The 23,393-nt window shown below is 64.0% G+C and carries 24 protein-coding genes and 1 other RNA gene; 9 read left to right on the top strand and 16 right to left on the bottom strand.

Features of this window, described 5'->3' with window-relative positions; genetic code table 11:
- Positions 1 to 44 precede the first annotated feature (44 nt).
- Genes ACPYOD_RS05995 through ACPYOD_RS05985 form a run of 3 tightly spaced genes read right to left on the bottom strand, consistent with a single transcriptional unit; the run spans position 45 to position 4,107 of the window.
- A complete protein-coding gene (locus ACPYOD_RS05995; protein WP_481300821.1) occupies positions 45 to 1,355 on the bottom strand; it encodes a c-type cytochrome in 1,311 nt (436 codons plus the stop codon).
- Positions 1,352 to 3,616: a xanthine dehydrogenase family protein molybdopterin-binding subunit gene (locus tag ACPYOD_RS05990; protein WP_481300820.1), complete on the bottom strand. Its 2,265-nt coding sequence runs from the start codon at positions 3,614 to 3,616 to the stop codon at positions 1,352 to 1,354. Before ACPYOD_RS05990 ends, ACPYOD_RS05995 begins: the two co-directional genes overlap by 4 nt.
- Positions 3,613 to 4,107 (bottom strand): (2Fe-2S)-binding protein, encoded by a 495-nt coding sequence (locus ACPYOD_RS05985; RefSeq protein WP_481300819.1) that lies wholly within the window; start codon positions 4,105 to 4,107, stop codon positions 3,613 to 3,615. The genes ACPYOD_RS05990 and ACPYOD_RS05985 overlap by 4 nt, the downstream gene beginning before the upstream one ends.
- 256 nt (positions 4,108 to 4,363) lie before the next feature.
- On the opposite strand from ACPYOD_RS05985, the gene poxB reads away from it, so the two are divergent.
- Complete coding sequence (gene poxB, locus ACPYOD_RS05980) at positions 4,364 to 6,085, top strand: ubiquinone-dependent pyruvate dehydrogenase (RefSeq protein ID WP_481300830.1); 1,722 nt, start codon at positions 4,364 to 4,366, stop codon at positions 6,083 to 6,085.
- Between the two features lie 249 nt (positions 6,086 to 6,334).
- On the opposite strand, the gene ACPYOD_RS05975 is transcribed toward poxB, so the two are convergent.
- Positions 6,335 to 6,520 carry a hypothetical protein gene (locus ACPYOD_RS05975; RefSeq protein WP_481300818.1) on the bottom strand — a complete coding sequence of 62 codons (186 nt, stop codon included), beginning with the start codon at positions 6,518 to 6,520 and terminating at the stop codon, positions 6,335 to 6,337.
- A gap of 56 nt (positions 6,521 to 6,576) precedes the next feature.
- Here ACPYOD_RS05975 and ACPYOD_RS05970 point away from each other — a divergent pair, with 56 nt between their 5' ends.
- Positions 6,577 to 6,999: a hypothetical protein gene (locus ACPYOD_RS05970; protein WP_481300817.1), complete on the top strand. Its 423-nt coding sequence runs from the start codon at positions 6,577 to 6,579 to the stop codon at positions 6,997 to 6,999.
- A gap of 395 nt (positions 7,000 to 7,394) precedes the next feature.
- On the opposite strand, the gene ACPYOD_RS05965 is transcribed toward ACPYOD_RS05970, so the two are convergent.
- A complete protein-coding gene (locus ACPYOD_RS05965; protein WP_481300816.1) occupies positions 7,395 to 7,787 on the bottom strand; it encodes a winged helix-turn-helix transcriptional regulator in 393 nt (130 codons plus the stop codon).
- 97 nt (positions 7,788 to 7,884) lie between these two features.
- On the opposite strand from ACPYOD_RS05965, the gene ACPYOD_RS05960 reads away from it, so the two are divergent.
- Complete coding sequence (locus ACPYOD_RS05960) at positions 7,885 to 8,610, top strand: SDR family NAD(P)-dependent oxidoreductase (protein WP_481300815.1); 726 nt, start codon at positions 7,885 to 7,887, stop codon at positions 8,608 to 8,610.
- A gap of 38 nt (positions 8,611 to 8,648) precedes the next feature.
- Here ACPYOD_RS05960 and ACPYOD_RS05955 read toward each other — a convergent pair whose 3' ends face one another.
- The 8 genes from ACPYOD_RS05955 to ACPYOD_RS05920 form a co-directional block, all read right to left on the bottom strand.
- The gene (locus tag ACPYOD_RS05955; RefSeq protein ID WP_481300814.1) at positions 8,649 to 9,548 is read right to left on the bottom strand and encodes an NAD(P)/FAD-dependent oxidoreductase; all 900 of its coding nucleotides are present in this window, start codon (positions 9,546 to 9,548) and stop codon (positions 8,649 to 8,651) included.
- Positions 9,538 to 9,990 carry an RrF2 family transcriptional regulator gene (locus tag ACPYOD_RS05950; RefSeq protein ID WP_481300813.1) on the bottom strand — a complete coding sequence of 151 codons (453 nt, stop codon included), beginning with the start codon at positions 9,988 to 9,990 and terminating at the stop codon, positions 9,538 to 9,540. The genes ACPYOD_RS05955 and ACPYOD_RS05950 overlap by 11 nt, the downstream gene beginning before the upstream one ends.
- Positions 9,991 to 10,134: 144 nt before the next feature.
- The gene (locus ACPYOD_RS05945) at positions 10,135 to 11,616 is read right to left on the bottom strand and encodes a class I adenylate-forming enzyme family protein (protein ID WP_481300812.1); all 1,482 of its coding nucleotides are present in this window, start codon (positions 11,614 to 11,616) and stop codon (positions 10,135 to 10,137) included.
- Positions 11,613 to 12,362, bottom strand: coding sequence for a CoA-transferase subunit beta (locus ACPYOD_RS05940; RefSeq protein WP_481300811.1), 750 nt, complete (start codon positions 12,360 to 12,362; stop codon positions 11,613 to 11,615). Before ACPYOD_RS05940 ends, ACPYOD_RS05945 begins: the two co-directional genes overlap by 4 nt.
- On the bottom strand, positions 12,355 to 13,176 hold the full coding sequence (locus ACPYOD_RS05935; protein ID WP_481300810.1) for a CoA transferase subunit A: 822 nt from the start codon (positions 13,174 to 13,176) through the stop codon (positions 12,355 to 12,357). The genes ACPYOD_RS05940 and ACPYOD_RS05935 overlap by 8 nt, the downstream gene beginning before the upstream one ends.
- A gap of 12 nt (positions 13,177 to 13,188) precedes the next feature.
- On the bottom strand, positions 13,189 to 13,914 hold the full coding sequence (locus tag ACPYOD_RS05930; protein ID WP_481300809.1) for an enoyl-CoA hydratase/isomerase family protein: 726 nt from the start codon (positions 13,912 to 13,914) through the stop codon (positions 13,189 to 13,191).
- Positions 13,907 to 15,067: a CaiB/BaiF CoA transferase family protein gene (locus tag ACPYOD_RS05925; protein ID WP_481300808.1), complete on the bottom strand. Its 1,161-nt coding sequence runs from the start codon at positions 15,065 to 15,067 to the stop codon at positions 13,907 to 13,909. Before ACPYOD_RS05925 ends, ACPYOD_RS05930 begins: the two co-directional genes overlap by 8 nt.
- A gap of 24 nt (positions 15,068 to 15,091) precedes the next feature.
- Complete coding sequence (locus tag ACPYOD_RS05920) at positions 15,092 to 15,862, bottom strand: IclR family transcriptional regulator (RefSeq protein ID WP_481300807.1); 771 nt, start codon at positions 15,860 to 15,862, stop codon at positions 15,092 to 15,094.
- Between the two features lie 246 nt (positions 15,863 to 16,108).
- On the opposite strand from ACPYOD_RS05920, the gene tcuC reads away from it, so the two are divergent.
- From tcuC to ACPYOD_RS05905, 3 genes are all read left to right on the top strand, one after another.
- Positions 16,109 to 17,452 (top strand): tricarballylate/proton symporter TcuC, encoded by a 1,344-nt coding sequence (gene tcuC / locus ACPYOD_RS05915; protein ID WP_481300806.1) that lies wholly within the window; start codon positions 16,109 to 16,111, stop codon positions 17,450 to 17,452.
- A complete protein-coding gene (locus tag ACPYOD_RS05910) occupies positions 17,452 to 18,753 on the top strand; it encodes an OprD family outer membrane porin (RefSeq protein WP_481300805.1) in 1,302 nt (433 codons plus the stop codon). The genes tcuC and ACPYOD_RS05910 overlap by 1 nt, the downstream gene beginning before the upstream one ends.
- An 870-nt stretch (positions 18,754 to 19,623) precedes the next feature.
- Positions 19,624 to 20,232, top strand: a complete 609-nt coding sequence (locus ACPYOD_RS05905; RefSeq protein ID WP_481300804.1) for a class I SAM-dependent methyltransferase — start codon at positions 19,624 to 19,626, stop codon at positions 20,230 to 20,232.
- A gap of 402 nt (positions 20,233 to 20,634) precedes the next feature.
- Here ACPYOD_RS05905 and ssrA read toward each other — a convergent pair.
- Positions 20,635 to 21,024: a transfer-messenger RNA gene (gene ssrA / locus ACPYOD_RS05900) on the bottom strand.
- A gap of 83 nt (positions 21,025 to 21,107) precedes the next feature.
- Positions 21,108 to 21,608, bottom strand: coding sequence for an SsrA-binding protein SmpB (smpB, locus tag ACPYOD_RS05895; RefSeq protein WP_481300803.1), 501 nt, complete (start codon positions 21,606 to 21,608; stop codon positions 21,108 to 21,110).
- A 77-nt stretch (positions 21,609 to 21,685) separates the two neighbouring features.
- On the opposite strand from smpB, the gene ACPYOD_RS05890 reads away from it, so the two are divergent.
- The gene (locus ACPYOD_RS05890; RefSeq protein ID WP_481300802.1) at positions 21,686 to 22,114 is read left to right on the top strand and encodes a type II toxin-antitoxin system RatA family toxin; all 429 of its coding nucleotides are present in this window, start codon (positions 21,686 to 21,688) and stop codon (positions 22,112 to 22,114) included.
- Entirely contained in the window at positions 22,107 to 22,385 is a 279-nt protein-coding gene (locus tag ACPYOD_RS05885; RefSeq protein ID WP_481300801.1) for an RnfH family protein, read from the top strand. Before ACPYOD_RS05890 ends, ACPYOD_RS05885 begins: the two co-directional genes overlap by 8 nt.
- A 6-nt stretch (positions 22,386 to 22,391) precedes the next feature.
- Here ACPYOD_RS05885 and ACPYOD_RS05880 read toward each other — a convergent pair whose 3' ends face one another.
- The gene (locus ACPYOD_RS05880) at positions 22,392 to 22,877 is read right to left on the bottom strand and encodes an outer membrane protein assembly factor BamE (protein ID WP_481300800.1); all 486 of its coding nucleotides are present in this window, start codon (positions 22,875 to 22,877) and stop codon (positions 22,392 to 22,394) included.
- A gap of 72 nt (positions 22,878 to 22,949) precedes the next feature.
- On the opposite strand from ACPYOD_RS05880, the gene fur reads away from it, so the two are divergent.
- Positions 22,950 to 23,363, top strand: a complete 414-nt coding sequence (gene fur, locus ACPYOD_RS05875; protein ID WP_481300799.1) for a ferric iron uptake transcriptional regulator — start codon at positions 22,950 to 22,952, stop codon at positions 23,361 to 23,363.
- The last annotated feature ends 30 nt before the right edge of the window (positions 23,364 to 23,393 follow it).

The following is a 23,393-nucleotide window of genomic DNA, read 5'->3' as shown; positions in this document are numbered from 1 at the left end:
GCAACGCGAGTCATCGCGATGTCCGGGCAACGCTCACGGCGCGCTCATTGCGCGCGCCGTTTTGCCACGTCGGCCGGTGTCACCGTGCCTGCCTTGCCACCGAAGTGGTGGACCACGTAGTTGGCAAGCGCCGCTACTTCCGCATCGTTGAACGTCTGTGCGAAAGCGGGCATGTAGACGTCCTGGTCGCGCACACGCATGGATACGCCTTGCAGGATGATGCCGACGACGTTCGTGCCCGATGGGTCGTTGACCGCCCGAATGCCGGCAAGGCCCGCCTGGGGCGTCTGCCGACCCGGGCCATTCCACTGGTGGCAGCTGGCGCATGCGCCCGCGAAGAGCTGGCTTCCCATGTCGCCCGCGGCGGGGTCCGTTCCCGGCAGCAGGTCCGTCGACGCGCGCAGGGTCGGGGCGCTCGCATCGGCCACGACCGGATCCTTGCCTTCCTTCGCCGGAACGGTTCGCAGCCAGGTCACCAGCGCGGAGATGTCGTCTGCGTTCATGTACTGGAAACTGTGGTCGACCGCCTCTGCCATCGGGCCTCCGGCCGAACCCCGCCCATCCGCGTGTCCGGTGGACAGGTATTGCGCGACTGCCGCGTCAGGCCAGGCGCCGATGCCGTGTGTGGCGTCGGAGGTGATGTTCCAGGCACGCCATCCGTTCACCGTTTCACCCGCCAACAGCGACCCCTTGCTCATCGCGAAGCCGATGTTGCGTGGCGTGTGGCATTCGCCGCAGTGGGCAAGGGCACCGGCAAGATAGGCGCCCCTGTTCCAGGCCTCGGAGCGGTTGGCGTCCGGTTCGAAGCGATGGCTGCGGAAGAAGGCCGCGTTCCAGAAGCCCATCGCCCAGCGCTGGTTGAACGGGAAGCCGATCTCGTTTTTCCTATTGGGCTGGCTGACCTTGGGCAAGGTGAAGAGGTATGCCTTGATGGCAAGGACGTCCGCGCGGCTCATCTCCGTATACGACGTGTACGGGAAGGCGGGATACAGGTGCTTGCCGTCCCTGCGGATGCCCTCGCGCACGGCGCGCACGAACTCGTCGTCGGTGTAGCGGCCGATGCCCGTGTCCGGATCCGGCGTGATGTTGGACGAATAGATCGTGCCGAACGGCAGCTTGAAGGCGAGGCCACCGGCAAAGGGCTTGCCGCCGGGCGTGACATGGCAGGCGATGCAGTCGGCGGCCTTGGCAAGGTATTCGCCACGAGCGACGGGGTCGCTCGACGGAGGCGCGCCCTCGAGCGATGGTGCGCTTCCATCGGCGGGGTCGGAGCGATTGAGCCACACATAGGCGCCGATACCGATCACGGCGAGCACGGGCAGGGCGATGAGCACACGTTTCCATCGCTTCTTCATGCGAGATCCTCCACACGGGGGCCCGTGGACGCGACCTTGTCTTCCGCGTCCTTCGACGCGGCGAGCGATGTTCGCGTCACGGGCAGTTCGCGTAGACGGATACCCGTCGCGGCGAAGATGGCGTTGGCCAGGGCAGGGGCGGCAATGGCGGTACCGACCTCGCCGATGCCACCGGGCGCCTCGTCGCTTTCGATGAGGTGAACCTCTACGGCGGGTGCCTCGTTGATGCGCAGGATCCGGTAGTCGTGGAAGTTGCTCTGCTGGACGGTGCCACCTTCGATGGTGATGCCGCTGAACATGGCCGCGCTGAGGCCGAACAGCACGCCACCTTCGATCTGCGCCTTTACCGAGCTCGGGTTGATGGTGATGCCGTTGTCGATGGCGGCCACCGCCCGGCGCATCCGGACCACGCCTTGCGGCGTCACTTCCACTTCCACGGCCAGGCACACGTGGCTACCGAAGGGTGAGGCCACGGCGATGCCACGACCGACACGCGGCGGAAGCGAGGCCCCCCATTGGATCTGCTTCGCCACGGCGTCGAGTACCCCGCGCGGCCGCGAACCGGGCTTCATCATCGATTGCCGATAGGCCACGGGATCCTTGCCCGCGGCGCGGGCAAGCTCGTCGACGAAGCTCTCGACGATGAAAATGTTGTGCGTCGGTCCGACACCCCGCCACCATCCGGTGATCAACCCCGGCGGCATGTCGTGGCGCACCCATTCCACCTGGGCATTGTCGAGGTCGTAGGGTAGGTCGGCGGCGGACTCGATGGCATCGCTGTCCATGCCGTCCTTGCCCATGGCACCGGGCAGCCAGCGGCCGAGGACGGTGCCGCTGGTGATGCGGTGGTGCCACGCGGCAGGCTTCCCATCGGTGCCCAGCGTGGCGGAGATGCGGTCGAAGTAGAGCGGGCGCACGCGGTCGTTGCGGATGTCCTCCTCGCGGCTCCAGATCACCTTCAGCGGGTAGGGGACCTGCTTCGCGAAGGCGATGGCCTGCTCGACCTGGTCCGTTTCCAGCCGGCGGCCGAAGCCGCCTCCGAGGTATTGGTTGTGGAAGGTGACGCTGTCCGCGGCGATGCCGCAGATGCGGGCCGCTTCGGCCACGCAGCGGGCCGGCACCTGCGAGCCGGTCCAGATTTCGCATTTGCCCGGCGTGACATGCACCGTGGCGTTGAGGGGCTCCATGGGCGCATGGGCCATCATGGGCGAGACGAATTCCGACTCCAGCCGCATGCCCGCGGCAGGCGCGTCCCGGGTGGCCTTGCGTGCCACGATCGCGGGGCCCGAGGCCGACTTCGCCCGAAGGTCACGGATGAGGGCGGCGTTGTCGAGGTGTTCGTTGACGCCATGCAGCCAGGTGATGTCGAGCGCGGCAAGGCCCTGCGAGGCGGCCCAGTAATGCTCGCCGACGACGGCCACCGCGTTGTCCAGCCGGACGACGTCGACGACACCGGGGATGGCGCGCGCCGCGCGTTCGTCCACGTCGCCGAGCCGCCCGGCAAGTTCCGGGGAGGTGCGCACCGCCGCGACTTTCATCCCCGGCACGCGGACGTCGATGCCGAACTGGGTCTTGCCGTTTACCTTGTCGGGCGAATCGACGCGCCGGATCGGCTTGCCGATGAGGGTGTAGTCCGCGCGTGCCTTCAGCGTCACCTTTTCCGGCGGCGGCAACTGCCCGGCGGCCTCGGCTACGGCGCCGAACGGCAAGGTGCGCCCCGAGGGAGTGTGTGTGATGACGCCACGCGCCACCGTGCAGTCGCTTGCTTCCGCCTTCCAGCGAGCGGATGCGGCACGGACGAGCATCTCGCGCGCGACGGCGCCTGCTTCGCGGAGCACCTGCCATTGGCTGCGCGTGCTCGTCGAACCACCGGTGGCCTGGATACCGCCGAGGAGCACCACGCCATAAAGCTCGTCGCTGGGCGGCGCATGTTCGATCGCGACCTGGTCCAGGCCGATCCCGAGTTCCTCGGCGAGCATCATGGCGATGCCCGTATAGATCGCCTGGCCCATTTCCACCGAAGGCATGACGAGGCGGACCGCCCCATCGCCGTCGATGCGCACGAACGCATTGGGAGCGAACGGCGGATTGCCGTCGGCTGCCGCCGCACTCGCATCCGCTGCCTGCCGCCGCGCGCTCATCGTGGTCATGGCGGGGCCCATGCCCGCGCTCCAGAGGAAGGCCACGGCGAGGCCGCCACCGGTCAGCTTCAGCGCGGCGCGGCGGCCGGTGTCTACGATGTCGTGATCGCGCGTGCTCATGACTGTGCCCCGTCGACGATGACCTGCAGCCCGAGCGGACGGCCGCTGGCCGCCTGGTGGATGCCCTCCCGGATACGCACATAGGTGCCGCACCGGCAGATGTTGCCGCTCATGGCGGCATCGATATCGGCATCGGTGGGTTGCGGCTTCTGCGCGAGCAGCGCGGCGGCGGACATGATCTGTCCAGACTGGCAGTAGCCGCACTGGACGACGTCCAGCGCGAGCCATGCATCCTGGACGCGCTTGCCTTCGGGCGTGCCGCCGATGGCCTCGATGGTGGTCACCTCGTTCGTACCGATGGCCGAAACCGGCAGCTGGCACGACCGTACGGGCTTCCCGGCAAGGTGCACCGTGCACGCGCCGCACTGGGCGATGCCGCAGCCGAACTTGGTTCCGGTCAGCCCGATGACGTCGCGGAGGACCCAGAGGAGGGGCATGTCGGGCGGGACATCGACATTGTGGTCCTCCCCGTTGATGCGCAAGACGGTCATGGAGGTCTCCTTGTGGGGCGGACACGATGGATCTGCTCGGGTCCCGACGGCTGCCTTGTCCCCTATTCCGGTCCGGGCGGCGCCGGGCGCTTACACCTGCATCGTTTGCGAATTGGGCCAGTCGCGGCTTGAAGAATTCTGCTGCGGCAAGCCGGCTGGCTGGCGCGTCGTCCAAGTATGCATCCCCGCGTGGCGGATAGGATGGCCTTCTGCAAGCGCGCAGACTTTCCTCACATTCTTACCAAGGGAAACGACGATGAGCAGAACCGCCGCGGATTACATGGCAGAAACCCTGGCTTCGGCCGGTGTGGAACGGATTTATGGTGTCGTAGGCGATTCCCTCAACGGATTCACCGATTCGCTGCGCCGCCTGGAAACCATCGAATGGGTGCACATGCGGCACGAGGAGAGTGCCGCGTTTGCCGCTGGCGCCGAAGCCCACCTCACGGGGAAACTTGCGGTGTGCGCAGGAAGCTGCGGACCGGGCAACCTCCATCTCATCAATGGACTGTTCGATGCGCATCGTAGCCGGGTGCCCGTACTCGCCATCGCCGCGCATATTCCGAGCACGGAAATCGGCATCGACTACTTCCAGGCCACTCATCCGGAGCTTCTGTTCAAGGAGTGCAGCCACTACGTCGAACTGGTGAACCACCCCGACCATCTGCCCCAGGTACTGCACCGTGCCATGCGCGCGGCCGTTGCAAGGAAAGGCGTGGCTGTCGTCGTCCTTTCCGGCGACATCGCTCTTCAGCGTCTCTCCGCGACGGTGCCGCGCTGGCTGGTTCCGTCCGAACCGGTTCTTCGCCCCAACCAGGGCGACTTGCGCAGGATGGCGGACATCCTCAACGAAGGTTCGCGCGTCACGCTGTTCTGCGGGGCGGGAACCGCCGGGGCCCATGCCGAAATCATGGCACTCGCCGGCAAGCTCAAGGCACCCATTGTCCATTCGCTGCGCGGAAAGGAATACGTCGAATACGACAATCCGCACGATGTCGGCATGACAGGCCTCCTCGGTTTCGCTTCCGGTTACAAGGCCATCAAGGCATGCGATACCTTGCTGCTGCTCGGGACCGACTTCCCTTACCGACAGTTCTATCCCGAGAATGCGCGCATCGTCCAGATCGACGTGCGTGCCGAAGCGCTCGGCAACCGTTGTGCCCTGGAGCTTGGGGTGCTTGGTTCAGTGGACGAAACGCTGCGGGCGCTGCTGCCGCTCATCGACGACAAGAGCGACACCCGTTACCTCGACGCCGCCACGAAGGATTACCAGCGCGCACGGGCGGACCTGGATGCGCTCGCGGAGAGTCGCCCGGGCGGCCACATCATCCACCCGCAGTACCTGACGCATGTCGTGAGCGATCTCGCGAAGGAAGACGCCATCTTCTCGTGCGACGTGGGCACGCCGGTCGCCTGGGCGGCGCGCTACCTGCGCATGAACGGGCAACGCCGGCTACTCGGCTCCTTCAATCACGGTTCCATGGCCAACGCCATGCTTCAGGCTATCGGCGCCCAGGCAGCCTTCCCGGACCGCCAGGTGATCTCCTTATCCGGCGATGGCGGCTTCACCATGATGATGGGCGAATTCGTCAGTCTCATCCAGAACGACTTGCCGGTGAAAGTCATCGTGCTCAACAACGGCACGCTGGGGTTCGTCGAGATGGAGATGAAGGCGTCAGGCTTCCTCGATGTCGGTGTCGATCTCAAGAATCCGAACTTTGCCGCGATGGCGTCTGCCATGGGGATCAAGGCCATTCGCGTGGAGAAGCCAGATGACCTGAAGGCGGCGGTCGAGGAGATTCTCAACCATGATGGTCCGGCATTGCTTGATGTGGTATCGGCTCGGCAGGAGCTTGTGCTTCCGCCTGTCAAGAACTTCGATGAGTCTTATAAGTTCGGGATGTTCATGCTCAAGGCGGTGCTTGATGGGCGCGGGGCTGAGCTTGTCGATCTTGCTAAGGTTAATTTGATTCGTTAAGGCGTTGGATTTGCTCATCGACCCAGGGTATCCCTGGGTCGATGCTCTCAGACTATGGACGTACCTTCGCTTACGGACAAACTTTTTATTAAGGCGACAACAGTGGCGCCGTAGCTTGGCGTCATTGAGAACACCTGATAGCTCTTCGTGGCAACTAGCGCCCGCAATTGTTCGAGTTCCTTATCGCGCGCTCCGCCATGGTTGAGTGCGACAAGAACATCCGTCGGTATCTCGGGACTTGCCGACACCTCAGTCAAGGATGATGTTTCCCTCGGCAAAGCCATCGACGTTGAACCGTTTCACACCCGAAAGGGTCAAGGTAAAAGGCTTTCCGGGCTCACTTCGTACGAAGAGTCTTACTTCCTCGCCTTTCACCAGGAAGCCATCGAGGAGGCCGTCGTGAAGCTGGGGGAGCGGAGCAATGGAGTGGGTCATGGTGTCTTGTTCACTTCATAAGGCCATAGGTTGTCACCGGAATCAGGAATAGGTCAATGCAACCAGATCCGCTCAAACGTCGTCTCCTCACCGCATTTGCCGTCGCGCCGATCGTGCCGTCGGCCATCGTGATGCTGATCTCTCTGGCCACGGGTAAGTTAGGCGAGGGGCTTTGGACATGCATGATCGTTCTTCCTGTGAGCTATTGCGCGACGATATTCCCCGGAATTCCGCTGTACTTGTTGGTTCGTCGGGTTCAATCGGCTTGGGTACTCTGCCTAGTCGGAATCGCATGCGCCCTGTCAGCGTCCATCGCGCTATGGTGGGGGACCTTTGGGGACGGGATCTCGATAAGCACTTCTGCGACGTGGATGCCGTTTCTGGGGTTTTCCATCGTTGCCGCCATATTTGGCGCTATTACAGGCTATGTCTTCTGGCGACTGCTGCAACCAGAACGTGTGGGTACGCCTGTCCGCTAACACTGGCGCAGTCGATACCGCTTGCAAGGCCTTACCGCGATATGGAAAAGCCCAGTGGCGACGCACTTAATAGGATAGCCGTCGCTGGGGCTTCGCCTCGACGGCCACCAGGCCGAGGCAGCCCGCCGCGAAACGGCCCGGCGCTGTGCCTCGTCCAGTTCGATGGAGCCATTCGTAATAAGTTCGGGATGTTCATGCTCAAGGCGGTGCTTGATGGGCGGGGCGGTGAGCTTGTCGATCTTGCGAAAGTCAACCTGCTTCGGTGAGCGTCTGTAGGCCCACGACCAATCGGACCGGCGCGCTCGGTATTGAGCGCGCGACCGGCGGCGGTGCCGGCTCCTGAGTAGTCGCATCGGCATCTGAGCGATCTGCACGAGATGGGCGGATGCGAATCGCTAAATCTCCTCCTCCAATCCTCCATCCTTTCTCGATGCGTCATACGCAGATTGCGCTCTTTCCAGCGCGGAGCCGTTGGCGAGCGACCAGTTGTAGAGGGCGGCGAAGGGCTCGCGCAGCGAGCAGCCAAGATCGGTAATCGTGTACTCCACGCCGACCGGCTGCGTTGGCAGGACTTTGCGGCTGATGAGGCCATTGCGCTCCAGTCGCTTCAATGCGTCGGCCAACGCCTTGTGGGTGATGCCGTCGAGCCGGCGCTTCAGGCTGTTGAATCGCGCCGGCTGCGTGCAGAGCACGCTCAGGATCAGCACCGTCCACTTGTTGGCGATCTGTTCGAGGATGGGCCGCGTCGCGGTGACATCCAGCGGCAGGTCGAGCACCTTCTTCGGCATAGATATACGCCCCGATATCTAGGCACCACCCGGTGCGTTCTTGTGATTAGATATACGGATGATACCTTGTTCGTCATCACCATTCATGTGAGGACGTATGAGCAGACTTTCAGGAAAAATCGCCGTTGTGGTTGGCGGGCATGGCGGCATCGGCGGGGCCATCGCAGAGCGGTTCGCGGCGGAAGGTGCCACTGTTTACGCCACCAGTCGTCGTGCCGAAGAGGGGGATGTCGAGCTTGGATCCGGAAGGCTGCGGGCGCGTCGCGTCGATGCATCCGATCTGACGGCGCTGGCCGCCTTCTTCGAGACGGTGAGCAGCGAGGCAGGGCGGGTGGACGTGCTCGCCGTCAACGCCGGCATCTCCGAGTTCGCGACCCTCGACGATGTCAGCGAGGATCATTTCGGCCGGACCTTCGACCTCAACGTGCGTTCGCTGCTGTTCGCCGCGAAGGCTGCGACCGCGATCATGCCGGATGGTGGTTCGATCGTGCTGGTGGGCTCGATCGCCGACGCCATCGGCACCAAGGGCTATGGCGTCTACGGGGCAACCAAGGCCGCGGTGCGCTCGTTCGCGCGGACTTGGGCCAACGAGCTTGCGTCCCGCAAGATCCGCGTCAACGTCGTAGCGCCGGGACCCATCGACACCGCCATGATGGCGGCGACGTCGGACGAGGTGCGCGCGACGCTGATGACGCTAATTCCGCTCGGCCGCATGGGGCGTGCGGAGGAAGTGGCTTCGGCTGCACTGTTTCTCGCCAGCGATCAGAGCAGCTATATCACCGGGGCGGAGTTGCCGGTAGACGGGGGCATGGCGCAGGTTTGATTTGTGTAGCAATGCCGAGCAGCGCACCCTGGCGCTGCTCATCCGTGCAGCAGCGCCTGATGCGCAGCGACGCCCGCCTGCACGCCGTCGCCGACGGCGAAAGCCACGCTGCCGGCCATGCGCGCGGCGTCGCCGCACGCAAAGACACCTTGGACCGAAGTGGCCTTCAGGGCGTCGGTCTGGATGTAGGTTCCGATGGGGCTTTCCTCGAAGCGGCATCCCAGTTGCTCGGCAACAGGGCTGGACACACGGGTGCGCGAGGCCGTGAACAAGCCATCCGTCACGACGCGCCGGCCATCGGCCAACAAGACGGTAGCGGCATCGATGATGCCCCCCACACGCTCAAGCTCGATCGTCACGCCGCGTGCGGCCAAGGCCTGGCGCTGTGCCTCGTCCAGTTCGATGGCGCCATTCGTAAACAGTGTGACCGTGCCCCAGTCCGGCAGCATCATGGCTTGGTGCAGGGACACCGGGCTAACCGCCAGCACGCCGATGTTCCCTTGGCCAAGCTCGTAGCCGTGACAATACGGGCAGTGGAAGATGTGTTTTCCCCAGCGTTCGGCCAGGCCCGGCACCTCGGGAAGGTCGTCCACGACGCCCGTGGCCAGGACGAGCAGGCGCGTCCGCACAAGCTGTCCGGCTTTCGTTCGCACGGCAAATCCATCCGGTGCCTGCGTGGCCTGCACGGCCTCGCCATCCAGCCATTGCACGGTCGGATAGGCCAGTAGCTGCCGCTTGCCTTCCGCGGCTATGGCATCCGGCGCGCGTCCGTCCTGGCCGAGAAAACCATGCGAGGTAGCGGCGAATCGGTTGCGGCGCATACCTCCGTCCACCACCAGGATGCGGCGGCGCGCGCGTGCCAGCTGCATCGCTGCCGACATGCCGGCATAGCTGCCGCCGATGATGACGACGTCGAAAGGAGAAGATTCAATGCTCATGGACCGCAGTGCCTCGCAATTGGGAGAGGCGGCGGTTGAAATCCGCCGACAGGTCGGCCAGCGTCACGCCGGATAGGCGTGCGACCAGTAACGCCTCCGCTTCCTGGAAGGCGGTGTCCAACGCCATGTTTACCGCCTGCTCCACCAGGCATTCGGGCTGGTCGACGCGATTTCCCATGGCAAAGACGGCAGGTGACCCCACGGCGCGATAGATGTCGTGCAGCGTGACCTGACGCAGATCGCATGTGATGGACCAGCCGCCACCGTGACCCTTGATGGCATCGACGTAGCCGAGCGCCCGCAAGCTGCCCAGCACCCGCCGAACGACCACGGCATTCGTTCCGAGGTACCCGGCAAGCTCCACGGAGGTGAGGGCACGATCGCTGTACGCCATGTGGAGAAGCACATGGAGCACGGAGGAAAGTCTGCTGTCGCGTCTCATGCAACAAATGATATTACATGAGTGCGGCGAGGGCAAAGCCGCCCTTTATTTGCGTTCTTCACGCATTACCAAGGCTGGCACTCGACTGAACCGATGCATCCGGCGGCGTCCCCGACTTCCGTAAGGACCCTTTCCTGCGCCTGCTTAGTGACCCGCCGCCATGCGCTTCAAAGCGTTCCGGTCTACCTTGCCCAGGCTTCCTGTCGGCAGTGTCGTCAGCACATGGATCTGGGAGGGCACGTAGGTGCGCGACAGCACTTGCCTGATATGTTGCTGGAGGGAATCCGTTTCGATGGTGCTGCCCGGCTGTGCGACGACGAAAGCGACCGGCACTTCACCCAGGTCTGCATCCGGCACGCCGACCACGCAGCATTCCTTCACGGATGGATGTTTCTCGAGTTGATTTTCGATGAGCCCAGGCGACAGGTTTTCGCCGCCACGGATGATCACGTCCTTGATCCGGCCGGTGATTGTCACGTAGCCCTCGTCGTCGAAACGACCGAGGTCGCCGGTGCGCAGCCAGCCGTCGATGATCGGCGACTCGACTTCCGCACCGACGTAGCCCTGCATCAAGACCGGCCCACGAATGCGGATCTCCCCATCCTCTCCCGGTGCGACGCGCTCGTCGCTACCCGGCCGGAACAGTGCCAGTTCCTGGCCTTCGAGCACGGTGCCGATGCTGCCGATCTTGCGCGCACGCGGCGGATTCATCGTCGTGGTGCAGGTCGCTTCCGACAGTCCATACGAAACGATGAGTGGCACGCCGAAGGCGTCCTCTATGGCCTCGTGCAGCGCCGGGGTGATCGGCGCGGAACCGCAGCGCAGGAAGCGCAGCGAAGGGAAACGTTCACCCGGCTCCAACCTGGAAAGCATGCGCGAATACATCGTCGGCACGCCCGTCACATAGGTCGGCTCGAACTGCCGCAGGCAGCCGACGATGTCGTCGGCGCGAAAGCGCTCGACCAGCGCGATTCCCGCACCCGCCAGCAGCGGTGCCACCAACTGGTTGTTGATGCCGTTGGTGTGGTGCAGCGGCATGATGTGCAGCAACCGGTCCGCCTCGCTCAGCTGCGTGTGTTCGATGACGCCGCGGGCGTTGGCAAGCAGATTCCCGTGGGACAGGACCACGCCCTTGGGCCGACCGGTGCTCCCGGAAGTGAACAGCAGCAGCGCGCGGTCGTTCGTAGATAAGCGAGGCGCTTCGAAGCGTCCGTCGATGGCGAGCGCCGACAGCGCTACGACCGAAGCATCGATGCCATCCAGGGCCGAGGCGAGATCGCCCGCGGCTTCGATATCGTCGCAGGCCAGCAAGCGCATGCCAACGGCACCCATGCGGGCAGCCACTTCCTCGGGCGCGATACGAGCCTCCATCACCGTGGGACACAGGCCCGCGCGCATGGCGCCGAAAAAAGCAGCGACGCAGTCCACGGTCTTCGCCGAGGCGATGCCGACGAAGGCGCCGCGGGGCAGGCGATGCGCGGCGAAGCCGGTGGCGAACTGTTCGATGCGCCCGGCGAGGTCGTCGTAGCCGACCTTCTCCTCCCCGACGAGGAAGGCGCATCGGTGGGCGGCCGCATGTTCCTGCAGGGCCTCATGGAGCACCGAAGAAAGTGAAGTGGCGCTCATGCCGCCGCCTCCGGGCGAAGCACGACTCCCGCGTCCCGCTCGAACGTGCCGGCCGGGTCCAGTGAGCGCAAGCCGTCGCGCTCGCGCTCGGACGGTGGCTCGCAGGCAACGGCGCCGTCGGCATCGAAGGCGAAACCGGTGCGTGCGCGTACTTCTTCGAGCGAGCTGTCCGGATGCCACGATTGCAGCGCAAGCCGTCCATTACGCTTGCCGAATACGGCGATGGGCGTCACCACGCCATGCATGCCGCCCGCCGCGGTGAGGAAATCGAGCTTCTCAACCATCGTTCGGCGCGAATGTTCGGTTCGCCAGGTCACCGCGCGGCGGGCCGTGGGTAACATCACCGCACCGCCACCTCCGCCGGGCAGGCGGACCTTTGGCTTGTGCCAGTCGCCGATGCTCGACACGTTGGTCTGCCCGAGTCCGTCGACCTGTGCGGCGCCGAGGAAGCACAGGTCCATGCGGCCGCGCGTGCACAGGTCGTAGAAATCCTCGTTGGCGAAGATCGACTGCGATCCCTCGGCCAGGACCGGATCCGAGCTGGAGATGGGAATCGACGACGGCCGTGGATCGACCCCGCCGGCCACATTGATATAGGTGAACTCGAAATCGTACGCGCGCTTGGCCAGCAGGCAGGCCAGCATAGGCAGCGTCGAGTTCACGCCGCTGAAGGTGATCTCGTGGGGACGAATGAAGCGTGCCAGGTTGGTCACGATGAAGGAGAACGGTGTCCAGGTCTCACGCATGGACGGCCTCCTTGGCTTCCGGGGCGGCGGCAAGATGAGCGGCGAGTACGTCGTCGCCCGCGGGTAGATAGGCTTCCACGGCAGGGTAGTCGACCTCGTAATGCGGCCAGCACGATCCTGGCCAGGCACCCCTGGGTACTACCGCGATCGCTTCCACCAGGAAGTGCGGAACCAAGGTCAGCTCGGGCTGCTTCGCAAACGATTCGCTGGTGGCGACGCTCTCGGCGATCACCAGCACGCGCTTGGCCGCGCGCGTCATGATCCGGTCCCAGTGCGACGTGCCGTACACGCGCACATCGCCTTCCGGGCTCACTTCGTTGGCGTGGATCACCGCGAAGTCCGGGGTGATCCGCGGGATGACATAGGTCTCCTCACCGGTGCCGTAAGGATCGACGATTTTTTGCCACCCGTTGAGTTCGACGAGTGCCGAGCCATGCAGTCCGCCGCAGGGCTGGAATGGCACCCCGAAAGCGGACGCGCGCAGGCCGGCGGTGAGGCTGGCGCAAGCGTGTTCTTCCAGTTCGACCTGTTGTTGCTCGATGGCGCGGCGGTAGTAGGGCGCCAGCCCGAAGTTACCTTCCATCGCCACGATGCCGGCACGAGTGCGCGATACACAACCAGCGCGGCAGAGGATATCGATGTCGTAGCCGGGCGATTGCTTGATGATCTCGAGGCGCCGCTTTTCTTGACGGATCAACTCGCGCACGAAGGCGAAAGGGCCTCGGTGGAGGAAGCTGCCGCCGAGGGCGATGGAGCTGCCGTCATCGACCAAGGCCGTGAGTTCGCTCAGGGGGATGATTTTCGATGCGGTCACAGGGATCTCCGGTTATTTGCCCAGCGCTTCGCGATACGCGCGCAGCCGGTCGATGAGGCCAGGGCGCGCCGCCGAAGCCACCAGCTCGGCCATGTCGGCGGCACGCGAATCGGTGCGGGTCACGCGAAACAGGCGCGCGGAGGCATCGGCGCTCAGTCCGCGCATGGCCTGCAAGGCACGCTCGCGCTCGGCCGGCCATGCGTCGATGTCGGCCAGGCTGGTGACGAAGCCTCGGATGTGCCCCTGGTCCGCATCGAAGGTGATGCCCTCATGCAACACCTGGCGGGCCCACGTCTCGCCGACCAGGCCGGCGAAGCGCCTGCTGCCGAGCACGAGGCCGAAGCCGAGCCCGGGCATGCGAAAACTGGCCCCTGGCGCGGCAACGCGGCGGTTGCATACGGCGAACAGGTCCACGCCCGCGCCGAAGTTTCTGCCGTGGGCAAGGGCCAGCGTGTCGTAGCTGGCATGGAACACGCGCTGTAAAAGTTGCTCGATGCGAACGAAGCGCAGCACCAGCTCGCCTTCGCCCTGTGCTTCGTAGCCACCGAAGTCGAAGCCGGCGGAGAAGTTCTTACCCTCGCCGCGAAACACGACCAGACGGGTGCCGTCGGCATCCGCTTGATCGAGTTCGGCGTGCAGCGCGTCGACCAGGTCGCCGGAAAAGGCGTTCATCTTGGCCGGCCGGTTCAGGACAAGATCCAGCACGCCGTCGTCGCGGTGGACCCTCAGCTCATCCATGGCCTGTCTCCGACAGCGCCGGTTCTTCGCCGAACACTTCCGCGTTGTGCTCGCCCAGTGCGGGCGGGCGGCGGTAGATCGGGAAGCCCTGGCCGGCGAATCGCAATGGCGAGGCGAAAGTCTTCGTGGTCGCGCCCGAGGGCAATTCCAGGGGCTGGACCCAGCCCATGAACTCGACCTGCTCGTCGGCCAGCGCCTCGGAATAGCTGTTGATCGGCGCACAGGGCACGCCGGCCTTGCGGAACATGGCAAGCACGTCGGAAACCTCCAGCGTTTCGAACGCGCCCTCGAAGATGGTCTTCAGTTCGGCCTGGTGCTGTGCCCGCAGCGACGTGGAACCGAAGCGCTCGAGGTCGGCGAGGTCCTCTCGTCCGATCGCTCCGGCCGCTGCGCGGAACAGCGCGTTGTTGCCCGCAGCCATGGCCACGTATCCATTGGCCACCTTGAACGCCTGGTAGGGCGCGTTGCGCGGATGCGCGGAGCCGAGCTTTTCCGGATCGATGCCGCTGCCGAAGTACTGGCTGGTCTGCAGCGCGCCCACCGCCAGCGACGCACCAAACATCGAGGCATCGATGTGCATGCCCGTGCCGTTGACCGAGACCTCGCGCAGACCGCTGGCGATAGCGAACGCGGCATACAGGCCGGTCGCGAAATCGGACAGCGGCACACCACACTTCACCGGTGCGCCGCCTTCCTCGCCGGTGACGCTCATGACGCCGGCCATGGCCTGCACGGTGAGGTCGAAACCGGCTTCGCGGGCACGCGGACCTTCCTGACCGAAGGCCGAGATGGAGCAATAAACCAATGCCGGGTTGATCTTCGCCAGGGTGGCGAAGTCCAGACCGAGCCGGGCCATGACGCCGGGACGGTTGTTTTCCACCACGACGTCCGCTCCGGCGGCCAGTTCGCGGGCGCGCGCGTTATCCGCCGGATCCTTCAGATCCAGCGTGACCGAGCGTTTATTGCGATTGACCGAGGCGAAGTTTTCGCTGAAGCCTTCGGTGAGCGGCGGCCAGTGGCGCATGCTGTCGCCACCGTCAGGATGTTCGACCTTGATCACATCCGCGCCCATGTCGGCCAACAACATGGCGCAGAACGGACCGGCGGCCACGCTGCAGAATTCGACGACTCGTATGCCTTTCAACGGCTGCACGGATGAACTCCTCTTGGAATGCGGTCAGGCGGCAACCGGCGGATAGCCGGGCTGCGCGTAGCCCAGCGTGCGCGACAGGCCGAGCGCGGCCTCCATCACCAGCTGGCTGTACTTACGGATCGCGGCGGGGCGCAGGCGCTCCACGGGACCGGAAATGCCGATCGCCGCGGCGGGCGCGCCGGTAATGTCGAAGACGATGGCCGCGATGCCGCCCACGCCCTCGCGCCATTCGCCGCTGTTCACGGCGAATCCCTGGCGGCGAATCTTGCCGATCTCGTCGAGCAGTGCATCGCGCGTGGCGATGGAACGTCCGGTTGGGGTGGGCAGGCGCTCCGGCAACTGGCCGAGGAATGTCGCGTTCTGCCAGGCCAGCAAGGCCTTGCCCGAAGCCACGCAGTGGGCGGGCGCGCGGCCGCCGATGGTGGAGTAGGCGCGGACCGGATGCGGCGACTCGATCTTGTTGAGGTAGATCACGTCCGTGCCGTCGAGGATGGACAGATGGATCGTTTCCTTGGTCAACCGGGCGAGTTGCTGCATGAACGGGTCGGCGGTTTGCCGCACGTCGATGCGCGCGATGACGCCGCTGGCCATCTCGAACAGCTTGAGCGTGCATTCGTACGTGCCGGCCACCGAGCCGGGGCGGACGTAACCGGCGGAGGCCAGTGTCTGCAGCGTGCGGTGGACGTTGCTCTTGGTCAGATCGAGTTCGCGGGCCAGTTCACTGACGCCGCGGGGCCCATTCGACCGGGCGACAGCCTCGAGCACGTTGAGGCCTTTAAGAAGAGTGGTATCCATCGTTCCAATATCCAAAACGGTGTTCCAAATAACCGTAAACCCGCCTTGGATTCGCCGTCAAGCGATGTTGCACCGCATCAGAAAAGCTATATGCATCAACGTCATACATGCTGATACGTGCCGAAAATACCTGTTGACCCGACTGCTGCCGATCTGCTTGTATGTTTTACATCACGGTACGGCGTATCACTATATGGAACGCGCCTCCGCCGTGTCATCCTGCAATCGTCTCGGGGAGAGATCGGCATGGCTCAGGTGCAAACAGGCGGGTCCACGTTCGGACGGGTGTTCAAGGTCGTCAGCGGCAATTTCCTGGAAATGTTCGACTTCATGGTCTACGGCTTCTACGCCTCGGCCATCGCCCACGCGATATTCCCGAACACCAGCGGCTACATCTCCCTGATGATGTCGCTGATGACCTTCGGCGTTGGCTTCCTCATGCGACCGATCGGCGCCATCGTGCTCGGCGCGTACATCGACCGTCACGGTCGCCGCAAGGGGCTGATCGCCAGCCTGGGGATCATGTCGGTGGGTGTGTTGATCATCGCCTTCACGCCGAACTACGCGAGCATCGGCATCGCCGCGCCGATCCTCGTGGTGATCGGCCGGTTGCTACAAGGCTTCTCTGCGGGAGCGGAATCCGGCGGCGTGTCGGTTTACCTCGCCGAGATCGCGCCGCCCGGCAAGCGCGGCTTCTATGTTGCCTGGCAGTCGGCCAGCCAGCAGGTGGCAGTGATCTTCGCCGCGGTGCTCGGCGTTACGCTGCGCATGGTGCTGAGCGAAGAGCAGGTCATGGAGTGGGGCTGGCGCATCCCGTTCGTCATCGGCTCGCTGATCGTGCCGTTGTTGTTCTACATTCGCCGCACCCTGCAAGAGACCGAAGCTTTCCAGAAGCGTGCCGTGGTGCATGCGCCAACCCTCGGCGAGATCTATCGCGGATTGCTGACTAACTGGAGACTGGTCCTCAATGCGGTGCTGCTGGTGACCCTGACCAGCGTCATGTTCTACCTGATCACCGCGTACACGCCGACGTACGGGAAGGAGGTACTGAACCTCACCGCTCGCGACGCGTTCATCGTCACGGTCTGTGTCGGCGTGTCCAACTTCATCTTCGTACCGCTGATGGGCGCCGTGTCGGACCGCTTCGGCCGCGTGCGCACGCTATTCTTCTTCTCCGCATTGGTCGCGATCACCGCGTACCCGGCGATGGTCTGGCTGGTGGCCGAGCCGTCGTTCGGTCGCATGCTGGTGGTATTGTTGTGGCTGTCCTTCCTGTACGGCGGTTATCAGGGCGTGATGGTGGTGAGCTTGACCGAGATGATGCCGGCGCATGTGCGCGCCTCGGGTTTCTCCGTGGCCTATAGCCTGGCCCAGGCCATCTTCGGTGGCTTTACCCCGGCGGTCAGCACCTGGCTGATCCATACCAGCGGCGACAAGGCCATGCCTGGGGCCTGGCTGGCCGCGTCAGCGGTTCTGAGTTTCCTCGGCGTGTGGATGCTGCAACGCTCGGGCGCGCCGGTGGGGCGGGGCACGCGTGCGGCGGGCGCGCCAGCGACCCATGCCGATCGCATTGCGCGGGTAGCGCACTGATGCGCGGCCGTTATGTCGTCGCCGTTGCGCTGGCTTGCGTTGTAGCGGGTGCCCGCGCGGAGGACTTCTTCCGTGACGGCTCGTTCAATGGCGAGCTTCGACTGTATCGCTTCGACCGCAATTACGATGCGGACACCCAGCACGATTCGCGGGCCAATTCGCTTGCCGGTCTGTTTACGGTGAAGAGCGGAAAGGTCGGCGGGTTCAGCCTCGCGGCGACGGCGTTTTCCGCGCAGTCGTTCGGCACGCAGTCCAATGACGTCAGCCGTGTCGACACATCGCTGATGGGACCGAAGAATTCGATCAGCGGGTTTTCCCAGGCGTACCTGGAATACGCCAATCGCTGGCTGGTGGCGCGCGCAGGCGACCAGTACCTGGCGACCCCGTGGATGGGACAGTCCGATTCCCGAGTGATCCCGGCGTCGTACCAGGGTGCGATGCTGGATTTCAAACCTGCCAAGGGCTGGGACATCTACGCGATCCGGACCTTGCGTTGGAAGAGCCGCACGTCCAACGGGTACACCGACGACAATGTGTACTACCCGTCTACGTATCACGGCGACGCCATGTACGGGAACAACGGCTCGCTGCCGCGCACCGCTCGCGAGGCGGACGGCACCACCGCCATCGGCACGACCTACGCTACCGGAGGCTGGAAGGCCCAGGCGTGGTACTACGACTTCGAGCACTTCGGTCGGATGGGCTACGTGGACGGCATGTACACCTTCAAGACCGACAGCGGGATCGATCCGTTCATCGGTGCCCAGGTCGTCCGCCAGACCAGTGGCTCCGACAACGTACTGGTAGACACGAAGACCAAGATCACCGGCCTGGCCGGCAACCGCGTGGACGCGCAGGCGTGGGGCGTCGACGCGGGCGCGAAGGTAGGCAAGGCAAAGTTCGACCTGTCCTATAACAAGCTGGATCGACAGCATGGCGCGGTCGGTGGCGGCGCCATCATTTCGCCCTATACCAATACCTATGCCACCGATCCGCTCTATACCACCTCGATGCTTCGCGGCCTGGTAGAGCAGGGCCCGGGCCACGCGTGGAAGGCGAGGGCCAGTTACGCCTTCCTGCAGGACGCGCTGACCGTGACCGCCAGCTATGCGCATTACGACACCAACCTGCGCGGCGAGAGCCACGACGTGTATGTCGATATCGTCTACAAGCTCGACAAACTTTTAAAGGGCTTGCAGTTGCGCGATCGGTGGGAGCATACCGTCGGCGGGCGGAACAATCTTAATCCGGGCAACCTTCCGTGGACCAATAACCGGTTGATGATTTCGTATCAGTTCTGACTGCTAGACCTTGCGCGGCGCACGACATGGAGCCCTGGAAACACAACGGGCCAAGAGGTTGAGTCTTGGCCCGAGCGTCGATTGGTGGCGGTGGCGCGATCTGACCTACCTGAACCAGCTCAGGGGTACAGCGTTGGCAATGGCCTTTGCACCTTGCGCGTTGGGATGGAGGTGGTCTCCCGAATCGTTCGCGGGCAGCAGCTGCGTTGGGTGGGCGGGGTCCCGCAAGGCCATATCGATATCAGCCACGCCATCAAAGAGGTCTTGGTGCCGGATCCACGCGTTCACGGCCTGGCGTGTGGCTTCCTTGCCAAAGGCTTGTCGCCGTAGGTATTCGACAGGCGTATGCGCCAGACGTTGCCTCCTGGGCCCAAGTGGACAATTTGGCGAATCGTCCGGTTTTCGATTGCCGCTCCCTTTTCATCGGGAGGCGTGAGGCTTTTCGCGCCAGGAAGCGACAGACGACGAGTCACTGCCCTTGCATGACGCTGGCAGCGCAAGAAGTGGTGGGACGATTGCGAGGAGGACGAATGCCCAGGCAAACCGGCTCAGCCATTTGGAGGGCTGCTGCGATGGTGTACGGAACGACTGCCACGTGATTCCCACTTCCTGATTCCTTGGCAATACCCGATGCACTGCGCCTCGGGAGGTCCGTGCGTTCAGCAAGCTCCGTGCCAGTCAATTGCGCGACGTTGCGTGGCGGGAGAAGGCGAATTGCTGTCCGCGCTGTGTACGCGGACATACGCGCCCCGGCCAAGGATTCTGGGCCCGGAGGGACCCTTCCCGGTACACCCGGAATGTGTCCCGACGGTTGGGAGAGAGTGGTTGATCTGAGTCCCACTCTCACCGCCAATCGGATACGATCCGGCGATGTCACGCTGTTCCGCAGATTCTGTGATCGACGTTTATCAGCGCCATGGGCTGGCCTGGGCCGCCTTGCGCGGACAGGAGCTGTCGGAGAACACGTGGCTCGAACGGTTCTGCGGTCTGCTACCTGACGGAGCGGCAGTGCTCGACATTGGTTGCGGTTCTGGCTTGCCCCTTGCGCGCGAATTGGTCCGGAAAGGTTTCAACGTGACGGGCTTGGACGGCGCTCGAACGATGGTCGAGCTATTTCAACGCAATCTTCCGGCCACGCCAGTTCATCTCATGGACATGCGCCAGCTCCAGCTGAGTCAACGTTTCGCGGGTCTGCTCGCGTGGGATAGCTTCTTTCACCTCTCGCCAGAAGATCAGCGGTCCATGTTCCGCAGGTTCCGCGCGCACGCAATGCTTGGATGCGCGCTGATGTTCACAAGCGGAACTGTCGAGGGAAGCGCTATAGGCGAACTTGAGGGCGATTCGCTTTACCACGGAAGCCTGAGTACCGACGAGTATCACGGCTTGCTGCACGCAGAAGGTTTTGAAGTTGTTGCGCACGTCGAGTCAGATCCCGCCTGCGGTTATCGAACTGTGTGGCTGGCTCGGCGGTGCAGATGATTGGACGTCCAAATGCAGACCTGGCGTCTGGGCAATGGACCTGAGCACCTTGTCATCCTGGTCCCGCCTGCATCGTGGGAGACCAAGGGATGGGTCATGGTGTGTGAGGAAGCCACGTACAGGCAAAGCCACGGGGTCTGCGATACGGAAGGCACGGCGGGTAACGCGGTTGTGCACGTGACCGGATGGACCAGCGACATTGAAGGATTTAGAGCCATTGTGAGGAATGCTTCGCGTGCCGTCACGGAGGCAGGGCTCGGCGTGCCCGTAAACCAAGCAGGAACCTCACGGAGGGGCGCTTGAGGATGTAGGGCTTGGGTAATCGATACCTGGATTGATACCTGGAGGGATCAACCGAGGCAAGAAAAAACCCCTTGCAGGACAAGGGGTTTAGTCTGGACTTGGTGGAGGTGGCGGGAGTCGAACCCGCGTCCGAAGGCGTTTAATCCCCGGATCTACATGCTTAGCTCACCGTTGGATCTCGTTTGCCGACAGCACGGCGTGCTAAGCGCGCCGGCAAACCAGCCTGTTGGATTTAGTCGTTGGCCGAGAGGCGACAGCCATTGACGATCTCGTGATAGTGACCCTACACCGACGAGCACGAGCACAAGATCGGTTCGGGCGGGTGGCCTTTTTTAGGGGCCGGACAGCTTAGGCGGCGAGAGCCACCGAGTTGTCACCGTAGTAGTTGTCATTGGCAACTATGAGTTTGCTGCTGGATTAACGAGGAAAGCGGCCCCCTCGGCATGCACCAGGCAATCGCACTACCCCCGTCGAAGCCAGAACACCCCCGGGGAAAACTGTTGTGTGACCACCAACACTGAGTATAGGGGCGGGGGAGGGGCGCCACAATGGGCGGCTGCCCCCGCGTTCAGTCAGCCGGCGCGGTTATGGGCGCGCATGACGCGCTGCTTGTCCACGGCCCATTCGCGCTCCTTGTCCGACTGGCGCTTGTCGTGCTCCTGCTTACCCTTGGCCAGGCCAATCTCGCACTTCACCTTGTTGTGCTTCCAGTACAGGGCCGTGGGTACCAGGGTGTAGCCCTTGCGCTCCACCGCGCCGATGAGGCGGTCGATTTCCTCCCGGTGCAGCAGCAGCTTGCGCGTGCGCCGGTCGTTCGCCACCACGTGGGTGGAGGCGCTGATCAGGGGCGGGATCTGGGCGCCCACCAGGAACACCTCGCCGTGCTGGATGATGGCGTAGCAGCCCTCGCCGAAATTGATCCGGCCGGCGCGCAGCGCCTTCAGTTCCCAGCCTTGCAGCTCGATGCCGCATTCGAAGCGCTGGTCGATGTGATATTCGTGGCGTGCGCGTTTGTTCAGCGCGATGGTGCCGCCGCCGTCCTTTTCCGTGTCCTTAGCCTTCGCTTTTGCCATGTCCGTTAAAATCGGTCTATCGGGTCCCTGATACAAGGCCGGCAAGTCCCTTGGCCGGCGAATGAGACGAGGTCTTCATGATTGAAATCCGCCGCAGTGCGATCGTGCCGTTCACGCCCGCGCAGATGTTCGACCTGGTCAACGATGTGGAAGCATACCCAAAGCGGTTCGGCTGGTGTGACGCCGCCACTGTGGTGGAGCGCAGCGACGACGCCCTGGTGGCCCGGCTCGACCTCCGCTTCGCCGGCATGAAGCAGCATTTCACCACCCGCAACACCATGCGGCGGCCCGAACGCCTCACCATGAAGTTCGTGGAGGGGCCGCTCCGCTCGCTGGACGGGGTGTTCACCTTCCAGGCGCTGGGCGATGTCGGCTGCAAGATCTCGCTGGAACTGGACTTCGACTATGCCGGCCTGGGCGGCAGCGTGCTGAAGATGGGTTTCCAGCAGTTGGCCAACCGCATGGTGGACGATTTCTGCGACGAGGCGCGCAAGCAGTATGGCTGACATCGCCGTGGAGGTGGCCTACGCGGGCCCGGAAGGCCAGGTGGTGATCCCTCTGGCCGTGCCGGCCGGAACCACCGCATGGGGAGCCGTGGAGCGCGCCCGTGCGAACCTGCCGGAGGGCGTAACGCCCGATCCGGCCCGCCTGGGCGTGTTCGCGAAGAAGGTGCCCGCCGACCGGGTGCTGGAGGAGGGCGACCGGGTGGAGCTGTACCGCCCGCTGATTCTCGACCCGATGGAGGCCAGGCGGCGCCGCGCATCGCGCGGCGCCTGAACCGGCTTACTTCTGGTCGCGCTTGCTGGCCGGGCTGTTGTCCGACGAGCCGTTGACTCCGACGCCGAAGCCGCCGTCGTCGTCTTTCTTGCCGCTGGTGTTCTTGTCGCCGTCGGCATCGCCCGTGGGGTTCGCCTTGTACTTCTTGGAATCCTTCAGCAGCTGCTCGGCGTCCTGGGCGAAGAAATCGCCTTCGGTGCGCACCAGCGTGTCGTTGTTGAAGGTGAGGGTGAGGGTGCGCTTGGTCATCGCCTTCCCGCGGTGCGAGAAGGTGGACACGTAGTCCCAGCGATCCTGGTCGAACGGCGAGATGACCGACGGGGTGCCCAGGAGGACGAGCACCTGGCGCTTCGTCATGCCCGGCTGCAACTGGTCGACGTTCTTCTTGTCGAGCAGGTTGCCCTGCTGCACGTCGGGGGTATAGACGAGGCCACAGCCCGCGATGGCGGTTGCCATCATGGCCAAACCCAGCGTGCGGATGAGCTTATGCATGCGTAGTTACGTCCGGATCGTGAAGCCTGTGATGATACACTAAGCGCCTTACGGCACCGCGAGGGGTCTGACATGGACCAGGAAACCAAAGAGCTCCGCAAGGCGGGCCTGAAAGTCACGCACCCGCGCATGCGGATCCTGCAGATCTTCGAAGAGGCGGACCAGCCCCACCTCACCGCCGAAGACATCTACAAGCGCCTGCTGTCGCACCAGGAAGACATCGGGCTCGCCACGGTGTACCGGGTGCTGACCCAGTTCGAGGCAGCCGGCATCGTCATGAAGCACAACTTCGAGGGCGGCCAGGCCGTCTACGAGCTGGACCGCGGCAAGCATCATGACCACATGATCGACGTGGACAGCGGAAAGGTCATCGAGTTCATCAGCGAAGAGATCGAGCGGCTCCAGCATGAGATCGCCGAGCGGCATGGCTATGTCATCGAGGACCACAGCCTGGTGCTGTACGTGCGGCCCAAGAAGAAGCGCTGAGGCGTTGGTTTCTGATCGCGTGATTGGGCC

It is taken from the genome of Luteibacter sp. HAY1-4A (genome assembly GCF_056755355.1).
Note: the sequence above shows the minus strand (reverse complement) of the source record. Positions and strands in the feature narration are given on the sequence as shown.